Consider the following 21,567-nt stretch of genomic DNA (forward strand, 5'->3'; position numbering starts at 1 on the left):
AGCGCATCGTCCGACACCCCGCTCAGCAACTGCTCGAATGACAATGGAGCCCCCCGCCCTTTCGACCGGGCGGACCATAACGGGAAAATATTGCGCGGGCCTTATAAATTCCCGCCCGGCTTACTGGAAGCCGAGCCCCTCCTCCTCGTCCTCGAAATCCTCCGCCGGCTGCGTCAGCCCGCGCATGGTCGGATGGAAGACCGCGAAGGCAAGGACCAGAAGCACGAGCAGCCCGCCGACGATGAACGGCGCCTGATGCATGAAGCCGTAAAGCGGAATGCCGATGAAGGGATTGAGAATCATGCCGGTCGCCGAGGTGCCGCTGATGAGGCCCGCCATCGCGCCCTGATCGCGCCGGGAGACAGAGAGCGAGGCGCCCGCCTGCAAGCCGGGGCGGAGCAGGCCAAAGCCAAGGCCGCTCAGGGTCAGCGCCGCGACGAGAAGCCCGTATGAATTGCCGATGATGAGGCCCGCGAAGGAAAAGAGCATCGTCACCGAACCCCAGCGCAGCAGGAACTGCACCGACAGGTTGAAGCGCTGGATGAGGCCGATCTGGGCGAACAGCGTCGCCATGGCCATCGCCATGAGGCCGACGCTCACCATCTGCATGGCCGCGTCCCCGCTCAGCTTCAGCACGTCCATGAAATAGAACGCGCAGAGCTGCATCACGATCGCCTGGGCGAAGCTCAGGATGACGCTGATGACGACCCAGGGCAGCGCCTTCTTGTCGTACCAGCGAAGGCCCGCGCGCCGGCTCTGCTTCTCGCTCACATGAAGCGAAGGGCGCGTGCGCTCCGGCAGAAAGAACCAGATGAGGCCGGCGCTGACAAAGGCGAGCGCCGCCACGGCGAAGAAGGGGGCGACGACATGGAGCTGCGCGAAGGCGGCGGCAACGCCCGGCCCGATCGCCGTGCCCAGACCGAAGGCGGCGCCGAGCGAGGCGACGCCGGCCGCGCGCTCCGAGCGCGTCGTGCGGTCGGCCACATAGGCTTGCGCCGCCGACCCGTTGCCCGAGCCGAATCCGCCGAAGATCGCACGCGAAAGCATGAGAAGCGGAAAGGTGATGACGAGGGGCAGCCAGCCCCAGAGGCCGATCAGAACCACGAAGGCAAAGAGCGCGGTCGAGATGGCAAAGGCCAGAAGCCCCACGAGCATGATGGGCTTTCGCCCGACGACGTCGCTGCGCCGCCCCCAGAAGGGGCTGGTGACGACCCAGAGAAAGGCCGACAACGAATAAATCATCGTCGTCTCGAATTCACCCATGCCGAGCCTGCGGGCGATGGGCGGCAGGACGGCATAGACGAGCGTCTGGCCCATGCCGCCGGCCAACTGACAGAGGAAGAGGACGCGAAAGGCCCGCTGCCGCTCGGCGGGCGTGGTTGCTCTCGGCTCCGACTCCGGCTCCGGGCTCGCCATCAATGCAACGGGCTCGTCTTTATTCTGGATCGACATGCATGTTCCGGATCGACAAGGGGCCTCTGCCGAACCTCAATCGGGCCCCCTCATTTACGTGAATTGCGCGGGGCCGCCAATCCCTGCCCCTCACATAATTGTGCGTGCGCCGTCCGTGACATCGCTTGCCAATCGGGAATACGTGCCTAACCTCCGCATATCGCTATTTTGCCCATTGGAGATACCGACGATGGATCTGGCCTTGAGCGCGCGGGACGCTGCCTTCCGCGACGAGGTGCGCCGCTTTCTCGACGAGAAACTGACGCCGGAACTTCGCGCCACCAGCAAGCTCATGACGAGCGTCTATGCCGACTACGAAACGACCATGACCTGGCACCGCGCCCTTCATGCGAAGGGCTGGGTCGCGCCGGCCTGGCCGGTCGAATATGGCGGCTGCGACTGGTCGGTCATGCAGCACTACATCTTCGCCAGCGAATTGTCGGCTGCCGGCGCGCCGCCGCTTTCGCCCATGGGCGTCGGCATGTGCGGGCCGGTGCTCATCGGCCATGGCACGCCGGAGCAGAAGGCCTACTACCTGCCGCGTATCCTCTCGGGCGAGGATTTCTGGTGTCAGGGCTATTCGGAACCGGGCTCGGGCTCCGATCTCGCTTCGCTTCAGATGAGCGCCGTCGACATGGGCGACTACTTTCTCTGCAACGGCTCGAAGATCTGGACGACGCATGCGAACTACGCCAATCGCATTTTCAATCTCGTCCGCACCTCGAAGGAAGACATTCCCCAGCGCGGCATCACCTTCCTGCTGATCGACATGGAGACGCCGGGCGTCAAGGTCGAGCCGCTGGTGATGCTGTCCGGCGAGCACATCCAGAATCAGGTCTTCTTCACCGATGTGAAGGTTCCGAAGGCCAATGTCGTCGGCAAGGTCGGCGATGGCTGGACGGTGGCGAAATATCTGATGCAGTTCGAGCGCGGCGGCCACGCCTATGCGCCCGGCCTCACCACGCGGCTGGAGCGCATCCGCGCCATGGCGCGGGCCGAGCGCGGATCAGACGGCGCGCGCCTCATCGACGATGCGGGTTTCGCGGCGAAGATCGCGGCGGCGGACGTCGAGATCGCGGGCCTCGAATTCACCGAGCACCGCATCATGTCGGCGCTCTCGCATGGTGAGGCGCCGGGAGCGGAATCCTCGCTCCTCAAGACGCGCGGCACGGAAATCTCGCAGCTCCTCACCGAGCTTGCGCTCGAGGCCGCCGCCCATTATGCCCTGCCCTATCAGCCGCACGCGACGCGCCCCGGCGGCCCGGTGCCGGGCTTCACCGCCCCGAGCGACAACCGAACGCCGGTCGGCCCGGAGCATAGCTGGCCCGTCACTGCGAAATATCTCAACGATCGCGCGGGCTCGATCTATGCGGGCACGAACGAAATCCAGCGCAACATCATGGCGAAAGCCGTACTCGGACTTTGAGGCCCCTGTTCCATGCATATCGACGACGCGCTCACGGCGCGTAAATCCGTTCGCGCCTTCAGGCCCGATCCCGTTCCCCTTTCGCTCGTGACCGAAATTCTGGAGATCGCCTCACGCGCGCCCTCCGGCACCAATATCCAGCCATGGAAGGTGCATGTCGTCGCGGGCGAGACGAGACGGCGCCTCGAAGCGGAAGTGCTCGCCCATCGCGAGACGCAGCCGGCCGATGACGGGGCCGAATTCCCGCGCACATCGAAGCGCAAGGAACCCTACATCACGCGCATGCGCACGCTCGGCAAGGAGATGTATTCGCTGCTCGGAATCCCGAAGGGCGACAAGGAGGCGAACTGGCGGCAATGGGGCCGCAACTACCAGTTCTTCGACGCGCCGGTGGGCCTCCTCTTCACGCTCGACAAGGATCTCGATGCGATGAGCTTCATCGACATCGGCATCCTCATGCAGTCGATCATGCTGGCGGCGAAGGCGCGCGGGCTCGACACCTGCGCGCAAGGCGCCTGGAACAATTACTGGTCGGTGACGCGCCGCGTGCTCGGCGTGCCGGAGGACGAATACATCATCTGCGGAATGTCGCTCGGCTATGCCGACGAGAGCGCGGCCGTGAACACGCTCGTCTCCGAGCGGGAGCCGCTTTCAGACTTCGTGACGTTTCACGGTTTCGACTGATCAGCGCTGGCCGATGCGCTGTGTCTGAAGTGTCCGTGCCTTGGGGGTCGTGCGCGGCTTGGCGGTGGTGGGCGCCGCCTCCTCCGGCGGGCCGAGGGTGAAGAGCATGAGGCCCATGGGCGTGGCGACGATCGGCACCGGATCGGAAAGCCCGCCCGCGATCTGCCCCACGGCAAGCTCGCCCGCCATGCCGGCCGCGCTCTGCGACGCGGCGGCGGGCCCTGCCGCAAAGGCAACGCCGCCCGTGCCGAGCCCGAGGGCCAGCGCGGCGGCGAACGATGCTTGACGGATGAGGCTCATCTGCGCTCCGGGTCTGCTCCGGAGAGATATAAACATTCCACTGTCCCGATCAAGCTGGCCATTTCCACGCATGCGGCTGTTCATCCGGCAACCTTGCCAAGCGATGACGCGCCGCTATTCTCGTCGGCACTGAAATCCGAAATTCTCCGAGGAGGTCGAAACATGGCGGAATATGCCCGCCCACTTCCTCAGCCGACACCCGAGACCCGGCACTTCTGGGACGGATGCAAGGCTGGGGAGCTGCGCCTTCAGCGCTGCAAGGATTGCTCGCACAATTATTTCCCGCCGCGCCCCTTCTGCCCGTCCTGCTCATCGCGCAATGTCGAGATCTTCAAGGCATCGGGCAAGGCGACGCTCTACAGCTACATCATCAATCACCGGCCCCGCCCTGATTTCGGCGAGGCGCCGCACTCGATCGCGGTCGTCACTCTGGCGGAAGGACCGCGCATGATGACCAACATAGTGGATTGTCCACAGACGCCGGAAGCTCTCCAGCTCGACATGCCGCTCGAAGTGACCTTCGAGAAGGCGAATGAAGAGATCAGCCTTCCGAAGTTCCGGCCGGCGAAGGGATAAGCCATGAAGCAGAAGTCAGTTGCGGTCGTCGGCGCTGCCGAGACGACCGAGATGGGAAAGATTCCGAACACGTCGCAGCTCATGCTTCACGCCGACGCTGCACTCAACGCGATGCGTGACGCGGGCCTTACCGCGAAGGATATAGACGGCATCGCCACCGCGGGCGACAGCCCCGTCGAGATCGCGCAATATCTCGGCATCACGCCGACATGGGTCGATGGCACGAGCGTCGGCGGCTGCTCCTTCATGCTGCATGTCCGCCATGCGGCCGCGGCCATCAATGAGGGGCTTTGCAGCACCGTTCTCATTACGCATGCGGAATCGGGCCGCTCGCGCGTCGGCGCGCGGCGCATGGGCCGCGATCCGGCGAGCCAGATGGGGCAGTTCGAGGTGCCCTACGGCATCACCAACCCGCCGACCATGTTCACCATTCCGGCGCTGCGCTACATGAAGACCTATGGCGTGACGGAGGAAGACGTGGCCACGGTCGCCGTCATTCAGCGCGAATGGGCGGCGAAGAACCCCCGCGCCTCCTTCCGCGATCTGATCACCGTCGATGACGTCCTCAATTCCAAGATGATCGCCTGGCCGTTCCGGCTCCTCATGTGCTGCCTCGTCACCGATGGCGGCGGCGCGCTCATCCTGACGAGCGCGGAGCGGGCGAAGGATTTTCCGCAGAAGCCGGTCTACATTCTCGGCACGGGCGAGAGCTGCGAAACGCCGATGATCAGCCAGATGGAGGATTTCACGACCTCAAAGGCGTTCCGCGTCTCCGGCAGGAAGGCTTTCGCCGAGGCGGGCATCACGCATAAGGATGTCGATCATCTGATGATCTATGACGCCTTCGCGCATCTGCCGATTTACGGCCTCGAGGATCTCGGCTTCTGCGAGCGCGGCGAAGGCGCGGCCTTCATCCGCGAGCGCAACACGGCGCCGGGTGGCAAGCTGCCGCTCAATACCAATGGCGGCGGCCTGTCCTACATGCATTCGGGCATGTATGGCATGTATGCGCTGCAGGAAAGCGTGCGGCAGATGCGCGGCATCGCGCCGGCGCAGGTACCGGGCGCGAAAATCTCCATCGCCCATGGCGTCGGCGGCATGTTCGCCTCTTCCGGCACCATCGTCTTCTCGAACGAAGCACCATAAGGCGGAGAGGCCATCATGAACCTGGCGAAACCAAGGATCGATGTTGGCCTCTTCACCAACCATCCGGAGGCGATGCTCGATTTCTATCAAAAAGAGATCGGGCTTCCCTTCGACCATACCCTTCCGCTCGGGCAGGGGCTCGTGCAGCACCGGCATGATCTCCTCGGATCTGTGCTCAAGATCAACAGCTCGCGCACGCCCGTGCCCGCCGGCGCGCCTTCCGGCTACCGCGAGCTTCTCATCGCGCGCGAGGGCCTTTCCGCGCCGCAGTCGCTTGCCGACCCGGACGGCAACAGGGTGACGCTGGTGCCGCCCGGCACTTTCGGCATCTCGCGCATCGGCGTCAAACTCGCCGTGCGCGACGCGGCGGCGCATCGGCGCTTCTATGCCATCGCTCTCGGCCTTCCCGATGTGCCGGAGGCGGGCGGCAACTCGTTCTACTGGGGCGACAGCGTCGTCATGTTCGAGGAGGCGGATGACGCTCCGGCCGATGCCGCCCTCGAAGGCACGGGCTTTCGCTATCTGACCGTGCAGGTCTGGAAGACCGACGAGGAGCACCAGGGCGTGCTCGCGCGAGGCGGCCGCGAAGGCCGGGCCCCGCAGACACTCGGCAAGGTGGCGCGCATCTCCTTCGTCCGCGATCCCGACGGCAACTGGATCGAGATTTCGCAGCGCGCCTCCCTCACCGGCTCTCTCGACTAGGCTCGCACTTCGGATAGACTGAGCGCCAACAACGAAACAGAAAACTCACCCCGGAGGCTCGGATGATCAAGGTCTATCACGCACCCAATACGCGCTCGGTGCGCATCGTCTGGCTGCTGGAGGAACTGGGCCTTCCCTACGAGCTCAAGACCCTCGCCTTCAATCCGAAGGATCTGCAATCCGAAGAATATCTGGCGATCCATCCCTTCGGCCAGGTTCCCTCGATCGACGAGGACGGTCTCATTCTCAACGAGTCCGGCGCCATCACCCAGTACATCCTCGCGAAGTACGCCAAGGGACGGCTCGAGCCGAAGACCGGAACGCCGGAGCATGCGCGCTTCCTCTACTGGCTGCATTTCGCCGAGGCGACCTTCATGCCGCCGCTCGGCAATATCGCGCAGCACGCCTTCATCCGCCCCGAGGCGGACCGCATTCCCCAACTCGTCACGGAATCGCAGGCAAAGGCGAAGAAGGTGCTGAGCGTTCTCGACCGCGAGCTGGCGGGCAAGCCGTTCATCTGCGGCAACGACTTCACCGCGGCCGACACGATGCTCGGCTACAACCTCCTGCTCTGCAAGATGTTCGGCCTGCTGAGCGACGACTATCCAAATGTCGTCGCCTATTTCGGCCGTCTGGCGGCGCGCCCCGGCTTCCAGAAGGCAACGGCGAAATAAGTTCCGAAGGTATGGAGACGAAGATGGCCTACAAGAAAATCCAGGTGAACCGCATTTCCGGCGCGCTCGGCGCGGAGATCAGCGGCGTCGATCTTTCCGGCGACCTCGACAACGAAACCTTCGACGACATTCACCGGGCCTTTCTCGACAATCAGGTCATCTTCTTCCGCGATCAGCATCTGACGCATGAACAGCACAAGGCCTTCGGCCGCCGCTTCGGCACGCTCAACATCCACCCCTACGTGAAGGGAATGGAGGGGCATCCCGAGATCATGCAGATCGTCAAGGAGCCGGACGACAAGGTGAATTTCGGCGGCGGGTGGCACACCGACATGTCGTTCCTCGAGGAGCCGGCGCTCGGCTCGATCCTCTATGCCAAAGAGGTTCCGCCCTATGGCGGCGACACGCTCTGGGCGAACCAGTATCTCGCCTATGAGACGCTCTCCGACGGCATGAAGAAGATGCTCGACGGGCTCAAGGCCGTGCACACCGCCAAGGGCGAATATAGCGAGCGCGGACATTCGGCACAGAAGCGCAAGTCGATGGAAGTTGCGACGGCGGGCGATGATGTGCCTTCGTTCGAGCATCCTGTCGTGCGCACGCATCCCGGAACGGGCCGCAAGGCGCTTTACGTCAACCCTGCCTTCACCGAGAGATTTGTCGGCATGACGAGGCGCGAGAGCGCGCCGCTTCTGCGCTTCCTCTTCGAGCATTGCACGCAGGAGGGCTTCACCTGCCGCTTCCGCTGGACGCCGAATGCTCTCGCCTTCTGGGACAATCGCTGCACGCAGCATTTCGCGCTCAACGATTATCACGGCCATCGCCGCCACATGGAGCGCGTGACGGTTAACGGCGACCGTCCGTTCTAGGAAAAGACGGCATTTCCGGCAAAGAGCGGGCTTTTGTCCGCTTTCGTCTTTGAAACCCGCGTTTCGGTGTGCATCATGCACGCATCGATGCATTTGGCCGCTCGCCGCTGATCGCGGCGGCGCAAAACTGATCGAAGCCGCGAGGCTTCCCGGGGGGTCGAGATGAATGTGAAGTCGATGAGGCGCGGAGGGGTCTGCGCCGCCTTTCTGGTGTCCATCGTTCTTGCAGCCACCGCGCGCGCCGAGGCGCCCGGACTTCCGGGGCCGGAGAATGCCGAGGCGCGCGGGCTTGCCATCGCGCAGGAGAACGACAAGCGCGATATCGGCTGGGGCGATGCCAAAGCCGACATGAAGATGGTGCTGACCAATGCATCCGGCGAGACGAGCGAGCGCGTGCTGCGCTTCACCATGCTCGAAAATCCCGGCGGCAATGACGGCCATTGGAGCCTCATGGTCTTCGACAAGCCGGCCGACATCGAGGGAACAGCCCTTCTCACCTACTCCCATGTGAAGCAGGCCGACGAGCAATGGCTCTATCTGCCGACGGTAAAGCGCGTGAAGCGCATCTCGTCGTCCAACAAATCCGGCCCGTTCGTCGGCAGCGAATTCGCCTTCGAGGACTTCTCCACACAGCAGATCGGAAAATTCGCCTACAAATGGCTGAAGGACGAGGCTTGCGGAGATCGCACCTGCCATGTGGTCGAGCGCACGCCGCAATACGAGGATTCCGGCTATACGCGCGAGATCGTCTGGGTCGACACGACGGACTATCAGTTCCGCAGGATCGACTATTACGACCGCAAGGACGCGCTGCTGAAGACGCTCACCTATCAGGACTACAAGCTCTATGAGGGCAAGTTCTGGCGGCCCGGCGAACTCGACATGGTGAACCACGTCACGAAAAAGACGACGCGCCTCATCTGGCTTGGATACAGCTTCCACACCGGCCTGACGCAGAGCGACTTCACCACGGCAAGCCTCGAGCGGGCGCGCTGAGGCACTGGCGGGCGATCAGATGACAGGGACCGGCGACATGGGCATGACGGGGCGCGCCCTTCCTCTCAGGCGTTGGCTTGCCACCGCGGGGTGCTGCCTCGCCGCCAGCATGGCGGCGCTCAATGCAGCGCATGCGGATGATTTCACCCTCCGCGGCTCGATCGAGCCCGAGATTCGTGCTTTCACGCAAGCCGCCAGCAGTCCGCGCCAGACGGACAGCGACCTCTCCATTGCAGGCGAGATCACGGGAAAATATTTCTGGGACAGCGGCAACCAGTCCCTCGTCTTCACGCCCTTCGGACGGCTCGATCAGCGCGACAGCCGGCGCAACCATTGGGACCTGCGCGAAGCGCGCTACGCCAGAGTGATGGGCGACTGGGAGTTTCGCGCCGGTTTCGACAAGGTCTTCTGGGGCGTGACGGAGGCCGTGCACCTCGTCGATGTCGTCAACCAGACCGACCTACTCGAAGACCCGATCAAGCAGGAGGCGCGGCTCGGCCAACCCATGGTGCGGCTGCGCACCACGCAGAGCTTCGGCACGCTCGACGCCTTCATTCTCCCCTGGTTCCGCGAGCGCACATTTGCCGGCCCGAACGGCCGGCCGGCACTCGACATTCCCGTCGACCCGAGCCTCACACGCTACGAAAGCTCGCGGCAGCAGCGCCATGTCGACGGCGCGATCCGCTATTCCAATCACTTCGGGGACATCGATCTGGGGCTCGCCTATTTCCAGGGCACGAACCGCGAGCCGATCCTGACGCCCGCATTGAGCAAGGATGGCGACCTCGTGCTTGCGCCCTTCTATGCGCAGATGAAGCAGGCATCGCTCGACGTGCAGGCGACGAAGGGCGCCTGGCTCTACAAATTCGAGGGCTATTGGCGGCGCGAACTCGGCCGGGAATACGAAGCCGCGACGGGCGGGATCGAATACACCTTCTACGGCATTCTCGGTACGGACAATGATCTTGGGCTCGTCGCGGAATATGCGCTCGACAGCCGGGGCATGACGGCGCGCAACCCCTATCAGAACGATGGCTTCCTCGCGCTGCGCTGGACGGCGAACGACGCCGCATCGACGAGCTTCCTCGGCGGCGCGGTGATGGACGCCTCGACCGGCGCGCTCGGCCTGCGCTTCAAGGGCGAACGCCGCCTCGGCGACGATTACCGGCTCTCGCTCGAAGCCTATTTCTTCGGCAATGTGCCGCGCAGCGATCCGGTTTACAGCGTCGCTGATGACGACTATGTGCAGCTTCGCATCGCCCGTTATTTCTGAGGCGCTTCCGCTCACCGACAGAGGCCGATTCCGGGCATGCTGATTGCGCAGATCCTGACTTTCCTGACCGAGCTTGGCGATCAGGCCGTGATCTTGCCCTTCGCAGCGACGGTCGCCATCGCGCTTGCCGCCGCGGGCGCGCGCCAGGAAGCGCTTCTCTGGTGCGTCGCGATTTTCATCCCGCTCTTCGCGACACTCGTCGCCAAGATCATCTTCGTTCCTTGCGGCCATCTCCTTCCGGGCCTCGGCATCCGCAGCCCGAGCGGGCATGCGGCGGCCGCGATCGCCGCTTATGGAGGCTTTGCCGTGCTCTGGGCGAAATTCGCCGATGATCGCCGCTTGCAAGCGCTTTTCATCTCGACGGCGCTTCTCGCCGGCATCGGGGTCGCCATGTCGCGCGTCTATCTCGGCGCGCATTCCGTGCCCGAAGTGCTGATCGGCAGCGCCATCGGGCTTTCGGCCCCGGCACTTCTCTGGCGCATGGGGTCGCCGGCCACCGGCGCAGCGCCCCGGCCCCGGCTCGTCTTTCTTCTTCTGCTCCTGCCGCTCGCCCTCGCCTTCCTGCTTCGCGGCAAGACACTCTCCGTCGAAGGGCACATCGCCGCCTTCGCGATCCGCCTCATGTCCGCCCTCGGCGTCTGCGGCTGAAAAGCTCCGCCCACCCTCTCCGGTTTGACAGACCGCGCCCTGCTTCTATAGTGCCCACGCTCGATGGTTCCCGAGGAGGCCGGATTCGCCTTCAAGGGAGGCAAGAGGGAACAGGGTGAGGCGTGACACGGCGCCAATTCCCTGGCTGCCCCCGCAACTGTAAGCGGCGAGGCCCGGTTCCACACAGCCACTGATACCGGCCGGCGACGGCCAAAGATCGGGAAGGCGGAACGGTGCCCATGACCCGCGAGCCAGGAGACCTGCCGTCAAGCGCGTCATCTGCCGGTGGCCGGGGTGTGCCAGCCGGGCGGCAAGACCGCATGATGACGCGACAGGTTTCGTCCGCGTCCGCCTGCCGCGTCTGTCCCGCGATCCTCTCGCCTCGCTCACATCTCTGCCGCCGGTCCTGGCGGCCGGGGTTGGCCGCGAACGACATGAGGGGGTTCCCGTGAACGTCTCCAGCAACAAGACACGCCGCGCACTGGCAGCGGCGCTCGCCACTCCGCTCGGCCTTGCAGCCTTTTCCGCCGCGCCCGCAACCGCCGATACCGCGACCATCGCGCCGGACATGATTGTCACGGCAAGCCCCGAGCCCCTGCCGACCAGGGAAGTCGCAAGCTCCTACACCATCATCACCGCCGCTGAGATCAAGGCGCATCAGTACCGCTCGATCACAGAAGCGCTGAACGGCGTGCCGGGCCTTCATCTCGTGCAGCAGGGCGGCGAAGGAAAGGTCACCTCCGTCTTCAGCCGCGGTTCCAACTCGAACCAGACGCTCGTTCTCATCAACGGGCAGAACGTCACCGATCCTTCGGCTCCTACAGGTGCCTTCAACTTCGCGGATCTGACGCTCGACAATGTCGAGCGCATCGAGGTCGTACGCGGCCCGCAAAGCGCCCTCTATGGCAGCCAGGCGATGGGCGCGGTCATCAACATCATCACCAAGCGCGGCCATGGTGCGCCGAAAAGCACGCTGCGCGTCGAGGCGGGCACGCTCGGCACGCTCAATACGAGCCTCACCTCGGGCGGCAGCCTAGGCAAGACGGATTATTTCGTCTCGCTGTCGCGCCAGGCCAACGATGGCAACGACGTGACGCCTGCGCGCTATCGCTTCGGCGCGGCAAAGGAAAAAGATCCTTACGAGAATGTGACGGGCTCGCTGAGGCTCGACACCGCACTCAACGAATATCTCACCGCCTCCGCCTTCGCCCAGATCGTCGATGCGCGCACCGCGCTCGACACAGAGCTTCCCGAAAATCTCTACAATGAGGCGACGACGCACGAATTCTATTTCAACAGCGAGGTTTCGGGACGCTTTCTCGATGACGCGTGGCGGCCGAAACTCTCCTTCGCCTTCGCGCAGACGAACCGCAAGGACACGGATCGCCCCGACATCTATTCGGTGACGATGGACGACACCAACAATCGCGGCAACAGGATCACGGCGAAGCTCGACAACACGCTCGATCTTGCCGACTGGAACTCGCTTTCCTTCGGTGGCCAGTTCACACGCGATGAATTCAGCGTCAACGGGCGCACGGATTTCGGCGGCTTCGTGCAAACGCCGGATGCGAGCAAGAGCGAGACGGCAACCGCCTTCTACATCTCCGATCATGCGAGTTGGGGCGAACGCTGGTTTGCGACCGCGAGCGGACGCTTCGACAGCCCGGCGGACTTCGAGAATGCCGCGACCTTCACCATCGCGCCGGGCTACTACCATCCCGAAACGGATACGCGGCTCACGGTGAGCTATGGCACGGCCTTCAAGGTCCCTTCGCTCTTCCAGCGCTATGGCTACACGCCTAACAATTTCGGTTCGGCTTTCTTCGGCAATCCCAACCTCAAGCCCGAGCGCAGCCGCGGCTGGGAAGCAGGCATCGATCAGGGGCTTTTCGACAGCCGGCTCCGGCTCGGCACGACATGGTTTGCAAGCAAGATCAGCGATGCCATCTCGACATATTTCCTGCCGAGCTTCGACTCGACGACGCGCAACGAGCCGTCATTCAGGACGCATGGGCTCGAATCCTATGCGCAGGCGGAACTGACGAACACGCTGAGCCTGCGACTCGACTATACATTCACCGTGGTCGATGCGGATGTCATCAACAGCTCGCTCACGCGGCGGCCGCGCCACCAGACGAATGTCTCGACGGTCTGGCGGCCGGATGCGCTGACGAACCTCTCCGCCGAGATGCAGTACGTCGTCCCCTATCTCGACATCAAGCGGGACACTGGCGCGATCTTCAAGCCGGGGGGCTATGCGGTCTTCAATCTCGCGGCGTCGCGGCAGATCACGGAGAGCATCGAGATCACCGCGAAGATCAAGAACCTCTTCGACAAGAGATATGAGCCCGCCGACGGCTTCGAGGCGCCGGGCATCGAAGCGCTGGCCGGCATCGCGATCAGCTTCTGACGCAGGCTGACGATCCGGAATGCCGCTTCCCTCCCCGCCCCGGCGGAGAGGGAAGCCCTTCGGGCAGGCGTTCAGCGGCCGGTGAACTTCGCCGCGCGCTTCTCGACGAAATGGGCGACGCCTTCGCGGAAATCCTCCGTGGCAAAACTCTTCTGCATCTCGCTGTCACCGACCGCGAGCGCCTCGTTGAAATCCTGAAAGAGCGCCTTCCAGACCTGCGCCTTCATCACCGCCATGGAGCGCGGGCTCACCGTCTCGGCCAGCATCCGCGCATAATCCATCACCGAACCCATGAAGTTCGCCTGCTCGAAGACCTTGTTGACGAGGCCGATCCGTTCGGCCTCTGCCGCCGTCACCTTGCGCGCGGAAAGCAGAAGATCGAGCGCATGCGCCGGGCCGACGAGGCGCGGCAGAAGCCATGAAATTCCGTGCTCGGCGATGAGGCCACGGCTCGCAAAGGCGGTCGTGAACTTCGCGTCGGAGCCCGCAAAACGCATGTCGGCATAAAGCGCGAAGACGAGGCCGAGACCGGCCGCCGGGCCATTGATCGCCGCGATGACGGGCTTCTTCACCTGCATGAGATAGCCGAAGCGGCCGCCATAATGCACGCCGACTTCGGGCCCGAGGCCGCCCGCGAAATTGAAGCTCTCCTCGCGCGCCGCCTTCGCGAATTCGCGCTCCTGCGGTTGATCGGCCTTGATGCCCTGGAGGATGCCCATATCGGCGCCAGCGCAAAAGCCGCGCCCCGCGCCCGTCACGACGATCGCGCGCACCTCATCGTCATCGACGGCCGAGGCAATCGCGCGCTTGAGGCTCTTCTCCATCGCGCCGGTCCAGGCGTTGAGTTTTTCAGACCGGTTCAGCGTGAGGACGGCGACACGGTCCCGCACCTCGTAAATGAGATCTTCGTAAGTCATGTTTCCCTCCCTGAACGACGCTGACCGTCTGTTTTCCTCGTCCGCGCGCAAGTCTGCGTCGCATCTTGCGGCATGGTCAAAGCATTTTTGGACACGCGGCGACGCCGCGCTTGACCTGACAATCGCAGAGGACACACTCTCTTCCGGTCATGCGCAAATCCTCCGCGAGAGGTCCGATCCTCCGCCGAACGACGAAAGACACGAACATGTCGATGCCGGAAAAAGGAACCGACTGGGAAACGCTGAAGCGCGATATGCAGGCGCGGGGACAGGGCGACGTCAAATGGCGCGACGGCAAGACGGCCGTCTATGTCTTCAATGCCGGACCCGATGTCGAGCGTGTGCAGAAGGAAGCCTACACGCTCTTCATGTCGGAGAACGGCCTCGGCCCGCTCGCCTTTCCCAGCCTCAAGAAGATGGAAGACGAAGTCGTCTCCATGGGGCTCTCGCTTCTTCATGCGCCGGAAGGCGCGGCGGGAAACATCACATCGGGCGGCACCGACTCGATCACCATGGCGATGAAGGCCGCGCGGGATTTCGCGCGAAAGGAAGGGGACAAAAAGGGCACGCTCAACATCGTGCTTCCCCGCTCCGCCCATCCCGCTTTCGACAAGGCGGCGAAGGTGATGGAAATCGAAGTGCGGCGCGTCGCCGTGGGCAGCGACTGGTTCGCCGATGTCGAGGCAATGGCGGAAGCGGCGGACGCGCAGACGGCGATGATCGTCGGCTCGGCGCCCTGCTTTCCCTACGGCCTCATCGATCCGATCGAAAAACTCGGCCAGCTCGCGCGGGCGCGCGGGCTCTGGCTCCATGTGGATGCCTGTGTCGGCGGCTATATCGCGCCTTTCGTGCGGATGAATGGCGGCGATATTCCGCCTTTCGATTTCGAGGTCGAGGGCGTCTCCTCCATGTCGGCCGATCTGCACAAATACGGCTATTGCGCGAAGGGCGCTTCCACCGTCCTCTTTCGCACGGAAGCGCTGCGCGCCCATATGATCTTCGACTGCAACGAATGGCCGGGCGGGCGCATGGTCACGCCGACGCTCGCCGGCACACGGCCGGGTGGCGCCATTGCGGCCGCATGGGCGGTGATGAACTTCCTCGGCGTCGAGGGCTATCGCGCCAAGCATCGCCAGGTCACCGATGCGCGGGAGAAGATCGAGGCGGGGGTCAGGGCGCTCGGTTTCCGCGTCATCGGCCGCCCGCAGCTCGGCCTCCTCGCCTTCACCCATGACGAGATCGACTGCATGGCCGTCTGGGGCAAGCTCTTCGAGCGCGGCTGGTTCACGAGCCTCACGACCGAGCCCAAGGGGCTTCACCTCATGCTCTCGCCCTTCCATCTTCAGGTCGCCGACATCTATCTCTCGGACCTCGCCGCCGCTACGGCGGAGGTGAAGGCCGGACAAAAAGGCCCGGCACGCGAAGCGCGCTACAGCTAGGCACCAGGACTGCAAGGCCGCGCTTTTCTCCGCCTCCGCTCCTGATAGACTTTGCAGCCTATGGGGAGAAAAGGGGAGGAGTTCGATATGGGTGCCTATGTGCGATCCGGCGCGCGCGTCGCCGATGTGCCATCGCTGCTCGAGCGCGCGGCGCGGGCGGCCGGGGGCTTTGCGAGCCTCGGCATCGGGCCGGGCGATGTCGTCGCCGTCTATCTGCGCAACGACTTCGCCTTCTTCGAAGCTTCTGTCGCGGCGGGGCTTGTCGGCGCCTATTCGACGCCGGTCAACTGGCACAATTCACCCGACGAAGCGGCCTATATCTTCGACAATTCCGGCGCGAAGGCGATCGTCATCCATGCCGACCTCTATCACCCGATCGCCAGCGCCATTCCGGCGCATGTGCCGGTCTTCGTGGTCGAGACGCCGCCTGAAATCATATCCGCCTACGGAATAAGTGCGGATGCCTCACGCCTGCCGCAAGGGGTTCCCGTCTGGGATGCCTGGCTTTCCGGCTTCGCACCGAGAGCGCAGGGACCGGACGAAGCGCCCGGCTCCATGATCTACACATCCGGCACGACCGGACACCCGAAGGGCGTGCGCCGCAACCAGCCGACCCCGGAGCAGATAGCCGCCCAGCAGCGCGGCATCGCCACCGTCATGGGGTTCAACGAGCAGTTCGCGCCCTCCGGCGAAATCGTCACCGTGATCACCGGGCCCATGTATCACTCGGCGCCCAATGCCTATGGGCTTACCGGCCTGAAGCTCGGCGCCAGCATCATCCTTCAGCCGCGCTTCGACCCGGAGGAGCTGCTCGCCCTCATCGAGCGCCACCGCGTCACGCATCTCCACATGGTGCCGACCATGTTCGTCCGCCTGCTGAAACTTCCCGAGGTGGTGAAACGCAAATACGATCTCTCGTCGCTCCGCTTCGTCGTCCATGCGGCGGCGCCCTGCCCCGTCCATGTCAAGCAGGCGATGATCGAATGGTGGGGGCCGGTCATCAACGAATATTACGGCGCGACCGAGACGGGCGCCGTCGTCTTCTGCACCTCGGAGGAATGGCTCAAACATCCCGGCACCGTCGGCAAGGCGCTCCCGAATGCGCGCGTCATGGTGCTCGACGAGAACGGCAACGAGGTCTCCAGGGGCGCAACCGGCGAGGTTGTCGCGCGTCAACCCGACATTGCCGATTTCACCTATCACGGCGATGACGAGAAGCGCCGCCGCACCGAGAAGCGCGGCCTCATCTCGGCGGGCGATATCGGATATCTCGACGAGGATGGATTTCTCTATCTCTGCGACCGCGCGAAGGACATGGTCATTTCGGGCGGCGTCAACATCTACCCCGCCGAGATCGAAGCCGAACTCCACAAGATGCCGGGCGTGGCCGATTGCGCCGTCTTCGGCATTCCCGACGAGGAATTCGGCGAAACCGTCTGCGCCATCGTGCAGCGCCAGCCGGGCGCCGATTTCGAGCCCGAGGCCGTCCGCTCCTTCCTGCGCGAGCGCATCGCCGGATACAAGGTGCCGAAGCGCGTCGAATTCCGCAGCGAACTGCCGCGCGAGGACTCCGGCAAGATCTTCAAACGCAAGCTGCGCGAGCCTTTCTGGGAGGGGCAGAACCGGCGCATCTGACGCTCCACCGGGCAGGCAACCGGCAGACTTTGTGCCAACCTGGCAAGCGGGCTACTGCACATCCGGAATAATCTCGCAAATGCGAAGAACGGCGTCAGGCCCGCCGAAGCCTTTCTGGTGGCGACGCGGACGTTCCCCGGGATTTACGGGCTCGCCTTCCTTGTGAACTTCGCCCCTCCTACTGAAAGGGCCTGAGCACATACTTGCGGGCGCGACTGCCATTCGCGCCCGCCCCCGCTCCAGGAAACGCAACCTCCCCCTTGCGGGAGGTTTTTTTGCGGTCATATAATAAGCCCTGCTTATTAACAGCAGACCACTTTAATAGCCATGCTTCTTAAATCCATGCCCTCCCGCTCCGACCCCGGCCATGGCATCGGCTTCCTGCTGGCCGACTCCTCCCGCATGCTCCGGCGCATCTTCAACGAGCGCGTAACGCCGCTCGGCCTCACTCAGGCGCAATGGCGCGCGCTCGTGCATCTGTCGCGGAACGAGGGGCTCAATCAGGTCAGCCTCGCCGACCTGCTCGAAGTTCAGCCGATCACCGTCGCGCGCCTCATCGACAAGCTCGTCGCGGCAGGCCTCGTCGAACGCAGGCCCGACCCGAACGACAGGCGCGCACTCAGGCTGTTTCTCACCGAGCAGGCAACGCCGCTGCTCGATCGCATATGGGACATCGCCGAGGAAACCTACAACGTCGTCCTTGCGGGCTTCTCGCCTGAAGAGTGCGAAATGCTGGCCGAGATGATGACGCGCATGCGCGGAAATCTGACGACACTGCTGCCAGGCTGTGCCTCGCGCGCCGCAGCGGCGAAATAGAATCCCGAAAGCTGGAGTCTCCCATGTCAGTCTCATTCGCCCCCGTCTCGAGCGCGGCCAGGCGCTTCCTCGGCGACCGCGCTTCCCTGAGGCCCGTTCTTCTCATCGGCGTTCCCGCCATCGCTCTCGTCGCGCTCTTCTACGTCTACATGACGAGCGGGCGCTATGTGAGCACCGACAACGCCTATGTGAAGGCGGACATGGTGTCGGTAAGCCCGGATGTAGGCGGCCGCATCGTCGCCGTCTTCGTCAAGCAGAACCAGTCCGTGAAAGCCGGCGATCCGATGTTCCAGATCGATCCCGCGCCCTACGAACTCGCGCTCGCGGAAGCCGATGCGCAACTCGCGGCCGCGGAAAGCAGCATCCGCGCGCTCAAGGCGAAATACGAGATGACGGTCGCCCAGATCGGCCTCGGCCGCTCGAGCATCGACTACTACGATCGCGAATATAGGCGGCAGTCCGCACTCGCCAAGCGGAGCTTCGCCAGCCAGGCCAATCTCGACACGGCGCGCCACAATTACGATACCTCCGTGCAGCTTCTTTCCGTGATGCGGCAGAGCCTCGAGCAGATTTCCGCTCAGCTCGACGGCAAGCCCGACGCTCCGGTCGATGAGCATGCGTCCTATCGCTCCGCCAAGGCGCAGCGCGACAATGCGGCTCTCAATCTCGAACGCGCCACGGTGCGCGCGCCCTTCGACGGCGTGGCCGGACGCCAGCCGCAGGTCGGCGACAATGTTTCGCCCGGCGTGCCCGTGGTGAGCCTCGTTTCCAACGAGCAGGTCTGGGTCGAGGCCAATTTCAAGGAAACCGATCTCACCAACGTCCATCCCGGCCAGACGGCGACGATCCATATCGACACCTATCCGAACCATGACTGGACCGGCCATGTCGCCAGCATCTCGCAGGCGACGGGCGCGGAGTTCTCGATCCTCCCGGCGCAGAACGCGACAGGCAACTGGGTGAAGGTCGTGCAGCGCATCCCCGTGCGCGTCGCCATCGACCGCCACCCGGAAGATCCCGTCATCCGCGCGGGTATGAGCGTCGAGGTCGAAATCGATACACATTCTAGCGCCGCCGCTCCCGACGAAGCGCGGAACTGATCCCATGACGCCGACACTCAGGAGGGCCATCGTCACCGGCGCGATCATGCTCGCCACGGTGATGCAGACGCTCGACTCGACGATCGCCAATGTGGCGCTGCCGCACATGCAGGGCACCATGGCCGCGACGCAGGACCAGATCGCCTGGGTGCTCACCTCCTACATCATCGCCGCCGCCATCGCGACGCCTGCGACGGGCTTTCTCGCCATCCGCTTCGGCCGCAAAACGCTGCTGGCGATCTCCGTCATCGGCTTCACCGTCACCTCCATGCTGTGCGGCGCGGCCATGACGCTCGACCAGATCGTCATCTTCCGCCTGGCGCAGGGCGCGTTCGGCGCCGCCTTCGTGCCGCTGTCGCAGGCGATCATGCTCGACATGTACTCGATGGAGCAGCGCGGAAAGATGATGGCGCTGTGGGGCGTCGGCGTCATGGTCGGCCCCATCGCCGGCCCCGCTCTCGGCGGCTGGCTGACGGACAGCTATAGCTGGCGCTGGGTGTTCTATATCAACGTGCCTTTCGGCATCGTCGCGCTCGCAGGCGTGCTGATCGGCATGACGGAGTCCCATCTCGACAAGCTTCGCAAATTCGACTGGATGGGCTTCGCCTTTCTGAGCCTCTGCATAGGCTCGGCGCAGCTCATGCTCGATCGCGGCAACCTCGTCGACTGGTTCTCCTCCACCGAGATCATCGTCTACGCCGTCGTCATGTGCTTCACGCTCTATCTGTTCGTCGCGCATTCGGCGACCACGGCGCGCCCCTTCATCGACCTCGAACTCTTCAAGGATCGCAATCTCGTCGTCGGCCTCATCATCATGTTCATCGTCGGCTTCGTTCTCTATGCGACGATGGCGCTGATGCCGCCCTATCTCGAATCGCTCATGGGCTTTCCCGTCGTCACCACGGGTCTCGTACTGGCGCCGCGCGGCCTCGGCACCATGATCGCCATGGTCATTGCCGGCCGCATCATCAACATCGTCGACATGCGCGCGATCATCGGCTTCGGGCTCGCGCTCGCCTCCTTCTCGCTGTGGGAGATGGCGCAATTCAATCTCGACGTCAGTACCAGCCTCATCGTCTCGACGGGGCTCGTGCAGGGCTTCGGACTCGGCTTCATCTTCGCGCCGCTGACGACGGTCTCCTTCGCCACGCTCGCGCCGCATCTCAGAACCGAGGGCACGAGCTTCTACAGCCTGCTGCGGAACGTCGGCTCGAGCGTCGGCATCTCCGCCTCGCAGACGCTGATCTCGCGGCTGACACAGGTGAACCACGCGACGATCGCCGAGCATGTGACGGCGACCAATCCGCTCTACCGGCCGGAAGCGATGCCGCCAATGCTCGATCTCACCACGCCCATGGGGCTCGCCGCTCTCGACAGCGAGGTGACGCGGCAGGCGGCCGCGATCGCCTATATCGACGACTTCAAGCTGATGATGTACCTCACCCTCATCGCAATTCCGCTGCTCATCCTGATGCGGCAGCCGAAAATACCGGGAGATGTGGCTGAGGAAGAATCCCTGCATGCGGCTGCCGACTGAGAAAGGTTGAATCCGCGCCGCCGCCGCGCCATGCTCCGGGCGGCCGCGAATGCCGCGCCGGTGAGGAAGCGCATATGTCCGTCGAAATACCCTATGTCCGCGACATCGAGTTCAACTATGGCGACAGCGTCGAGGTTTCGCCGCTGATCCGCCGCGTCGTCGCGGAAAACCCCTCGGCCTTCACCTACAAGGGCACGGGCACCTACATCATCGGTCACGGGCGCGTGGCGGTGATCGATCCCGGCCCGCTCATCGATGCGCATGTCGAGGCACTGATGCGCGCGCTCGAGGGCGAGACGGTGACGCATATTCTCATCACCCACACGCACACCGACCATTCGCCTGCGGCCGCGCCCCTGAAGGCGCTCACAGGCGCCAGGACCTATGGCTACGGGCCTCATGGCGCAGGCTCCGGCGAGGAAGATGGCGACATGGACTTCGTGCCCGATGTCGAGATCCGTCATGGCGACATCATCAAGGGCGATGGCTGGACCATCGAATGCGTGCACACGCCCGGCCACACCTCGAACCATATCTGCTTCGCGCTGAAGGAAGAAAAAGCGCTCTTCTCCGGCGATCATGTCATGGGCTGGTCGACCAGCATCGTGAGCCCGCCCGATGGAGACATGTCCGCCTATATGGATTCGCTCGCGCTGCTTCTGACGCGGGACGACGAGGTCTACTGGCCGACGCATGGGCCCGCCATCCACGATCCAAAGCGGCTCGTGCGCGCCTTCATCGCCCATCGCGAAGAGCGCGAGCAGCAGATCATCGAGCAACTGAAAGCTGGCCATCACCGCATCGCTGAGATGGTGCCCGTCATGTATGCGGCGGTTGACAGGCGGCTTCATCCCGCCGCGGCGCGTTCGGTCTTCGCGCATATGACGCGGCTCGTCGCGCAGGGCCGCGTCCTGACCGATGGCGAAGTGACGCTCGGAGCGGAATACAGGCTGCCCTGACAGGC

General features: G+C 64.0%; 20 protein-coding genes and 1 riboswitch. Of the genes, 17 read left to right on the plus strand and 3 right to left on the minus strand.

The genetic code is table 11. The features are described from left to right. Window positions 1–120: 120 nt before the first annotated feature. Entirely contained in the window at window positions 121–1,452 is a 1,332-nt protein-coding gene (locus PKA57_RS00780; RefSeq protein WP_324297009.1) for an MFS transporter, read from the minus strand. Window positions 1,453–1,642: 190 nt separating this feature from the next. Here PKA57_RS00780 and PKA57_RS00785 point away from each other — a divergent pair, with 190 nt between their 5' ends. Together PKA57_RS00785 and PKA57_RS00790 are read left to right on the plus strand one after the other, a co-directional pair. Beyond that, window positions 1,643–2,878, plus strand: a complete 1,236-nt coding sequence (locus PKA57_RS00785; protein WP_324297010.1) for an acyl-CoA dehydrogenase family protein — start codon at window positions 1,643–1,645, stop codon at window positions 2,876–2,878. A 12-nt stretch (window positions 2,879–2,890) separates the two neighbouring features. Further along, window positions 2,891–3,562 (plus strand): nitroreductase, encoded by a 672-nt coding sequence (locus PKA57_RS00790; protein WP_324297011.1) that lies wholly within the window; start codon window positions 2,891–2,893, stop codon window positions 3,560–3,562. On the opposite strand, the gene PKA57_RS00795 is transcribed toward PKA57_RS00790, so the two are convergent. Continuing rightward, window positions 3,563–3,862, minus strand: coding sequence for a hypothetical protein (locus tag PKA57_RS00795; RefSeq protein ID WP_324297012.1), 300 nt, complete (start codon window positions 3,860–3,862; stop codon window positions 3,563–3,565). A gap of 162 nt (window positions 3,863–4,024) precedes the next feature. Here PKA57_RS00795 and PKA57_RS00800 point away from each other — a divergent pair, with 162 nt between their 5' ends. The 9 genes from PKA57_RS00800 to PKA57_RS00840 all read left to right on the plus strand — a co-directional run bounded on the left by PKA57_RS00800 (window position 4,025) and on the right by PKA57_RS00840 (window position 13,159). After that, window positions 4,025–4,438 (plus strand): OB-fold domain-containing protein, encoded by a 414-nt coding sequence (locus PKA57_RS00800; protein WP_324297013.1) that lies wholly within the window; start codon window positions 4,025–4,027, stop codon window positions 4,436–4,438. Between the two features lie 3 nt (window positions 4,439–4,441). Further along, window positions 4,442–5,584, plus strand: a complete 1,143-nt coding sequence (locus PKA57_RS00805; RefSeq protein ID WP_324297014.1) for a thiolase — start codon at window positions 4,442–4,444, stop codon at window positions 5,582–5,584. A 15-nt stretch (window positions 5,585–5,599) separates the two neighbouring features. Beyond that, window positions 5,600–6,286, plus strand: a complete 687-nt coding sequence (locus tag PKA57_RS00810; RefSeq protein ID WP_324297015.1) for a VOC family protein — start codon at window positions 5,600–5,602, stop codon at window positions 6,284–6,286. A gap of 62 nt (window positions 6,287–6,348) precedes the next feature. Beyond that, window positions 6,349–6,960: a glutathione S-transferase family protein gene (locus tag PKA57_RS00815; protein ID WP_324297016.1), complete on the plus strand. Its 612-nt coding sequence runs from the start codon at window positions 6,349–6,351 to the stop codon at window positions 6,958–6,960. A gap of 23 nt (window positions 6,961–6,983) precedes the next feature. Then, complete coding sequence (locus tag PKA57_RS00820; protein WP_324297017.1) at window positions 6,984–7,829, plus strand: TauD/TfdA family dioxygenase; 846 nt, start codon at window positions 6,984–6,986, stop codon at window positions 7,827–7,829. Between the two features lie 177 nt (window positions 7,830–8,006). Beyond that, window positions 8,007–8,825 (plus strand): outer membrane lipoprotein-sorting protein, encoded by an 819-nt coding sequence (locus PKA57_RS00825; RefSeq protein WP_324297018.1) that lies wholly within the window; start codon window positions 8,007–8,009, stop codon window positions 8,823–8,825. Window positions 8,826–8,844: 19 nt separating this feature from the next. After that, window positions 8,845–10,098, plus strand: a complete 1,254-nt coding sequence (locus PKA57_RS00830; RefSeq protein ID WP_324297019.1) for a hypothetical protein — start codon at window positions 8,845–8,847, stop codon at window positions 10,096–10,098. A gap of 36 nt (window positions 10,099–10,134) precedes the next feature. Then, window positions 10,135–10,746, plus strand: a complete 612-nt coding sequence (locus PKA57_RS00835) for a phosphatase PAP2 family protein (protein ID WP_324297020.1) — start codon at window positions 10,135–10,137, stop codon at window positions 10,744–10,746. 47 nt (window positions 10,747–10,793) lie between these two features. Next, a riboswitch (cobalamin riboswitch) is annotated at window positions 10,794–11,029 on the plus strand. A gap of 165 nt (window positions 11,030–11,194) precedes the next feature. After that, window positions 11,195–13,159, plus strand: coding sequence for a TonB-dependent receptor (locus PKA57_RS00840; protein WP_324297021.1), 1,965 nt, complete (start codon window positions 11,195–11,197; stop codon window positions 13,157–13,159). Between the two features lie 71 nt (window positions 13,160–13,230). Here PKA57_RS00840 and PKA57_RS00845 read toward each other — a convergent pair whose 3' ends face one another. After that, window positions 13,231–14,076 (minus strand): enoyl-CoA hydratase, encoded by an 846-nt coding sequence (locus PKA57_RS00845; RefSeq protein WP_324297022.1) that lies wholly within the window; start codon window positions 14,074–14,076, stop codon window positions 13,231–13,233. Between the two features lie 206 nt (window positions 14,077–14,282). Between PKA57_RS00845 and PKA57_RS00850 the strand changes: the two genes are divergently transcribed. The 6 genes from PKA57_RS00850 to PKA57_RS00875 all read left to right on the plus strand — a co-directional run bounded on the left by PKA57_RS00850 (window position 14,283) and on the right by PKA57_RS00875 (window position 21,562). Beyond that, the gene (locus PKA57_RS00850) at window positions 14,283–15,515 is read left to right on the plus strand and encodes an aspartate aminotransferase family protein (protein WP_324297023.1); all 1,233 of its coding nucleotides are present in this window, start codon (window positions 14,283–14,285) and stop codon (window positions 15,513–15,515) included. An 87-nt stretch (window positions 15,516–15,602) separates the two neighbouring features. Then, entirely contained in the window at window positions 15,603–17,150 is a 1,548-nt protein-coding gene (locus PKA57_RS00855; protein WP_324297024.1) for an acyl-CoA synthetase, read from the plus strand. A 327-nt stretch (window positions 17,151–17,477) separates the two neighbouring features. After that, window positions 17,478–17,966, plus strand: a complete 489-nt coding sequence (locus PKA57_RS00860; protein WP_324297025.1) for a MarR family transcriptional regulator — start codon at window positions 17,478–17,480, stop codon at window positions 17,964–17,966. 23 nt (window positions 17,967–17,989) lie between these two features. Continuing rightward, window positions 17,990–19,066 (plus strand): HlyD family secretion protein, encoded by a 1,077-nt coding sequence (locus PKA57_RS00865; protein WP_324297026.1) that lies wholly within the window; start codon window positions 17,990–17,992, stop codon window positions 19,064–19,066. 4 nt (window positions 19,067–19,070) lie between these two features. Further along, complete coding sequence (locus PKA57_RS00870) at window positions 19,071–20,603, plus strand: DHA2 family efflux MFS transporter permease subunit (protein WP_324297027.1); 1,533 nt, start codon at window positions 19,071–19,073, stop codon at window positions 20,601–20,603. Window positions 20,604–20,677: 74 nt separating this feature from the next. Next, on the plus strand, window positions 20,678–21,562 hold the full coding sequence (locus PKA57_RS00875) for an MBL fold metallo-hydrolase (RefSeq protein ID WP_324297028.1): 885 nt from the start codon (window positions 20,678–20,680) through the stop codon (window positions 21,560–21,562). Window positions 21,563–21,567: the final 5 nt, after the last annotated feature.

The organism is Parvibaculum sp., assembly GCF_035325945.1.
Lineage (GTDB): Bacteria > Pseudomonadota > Alphaproteobacteria > Parvibaculales > Parvibaculaceae > Parvibaculum.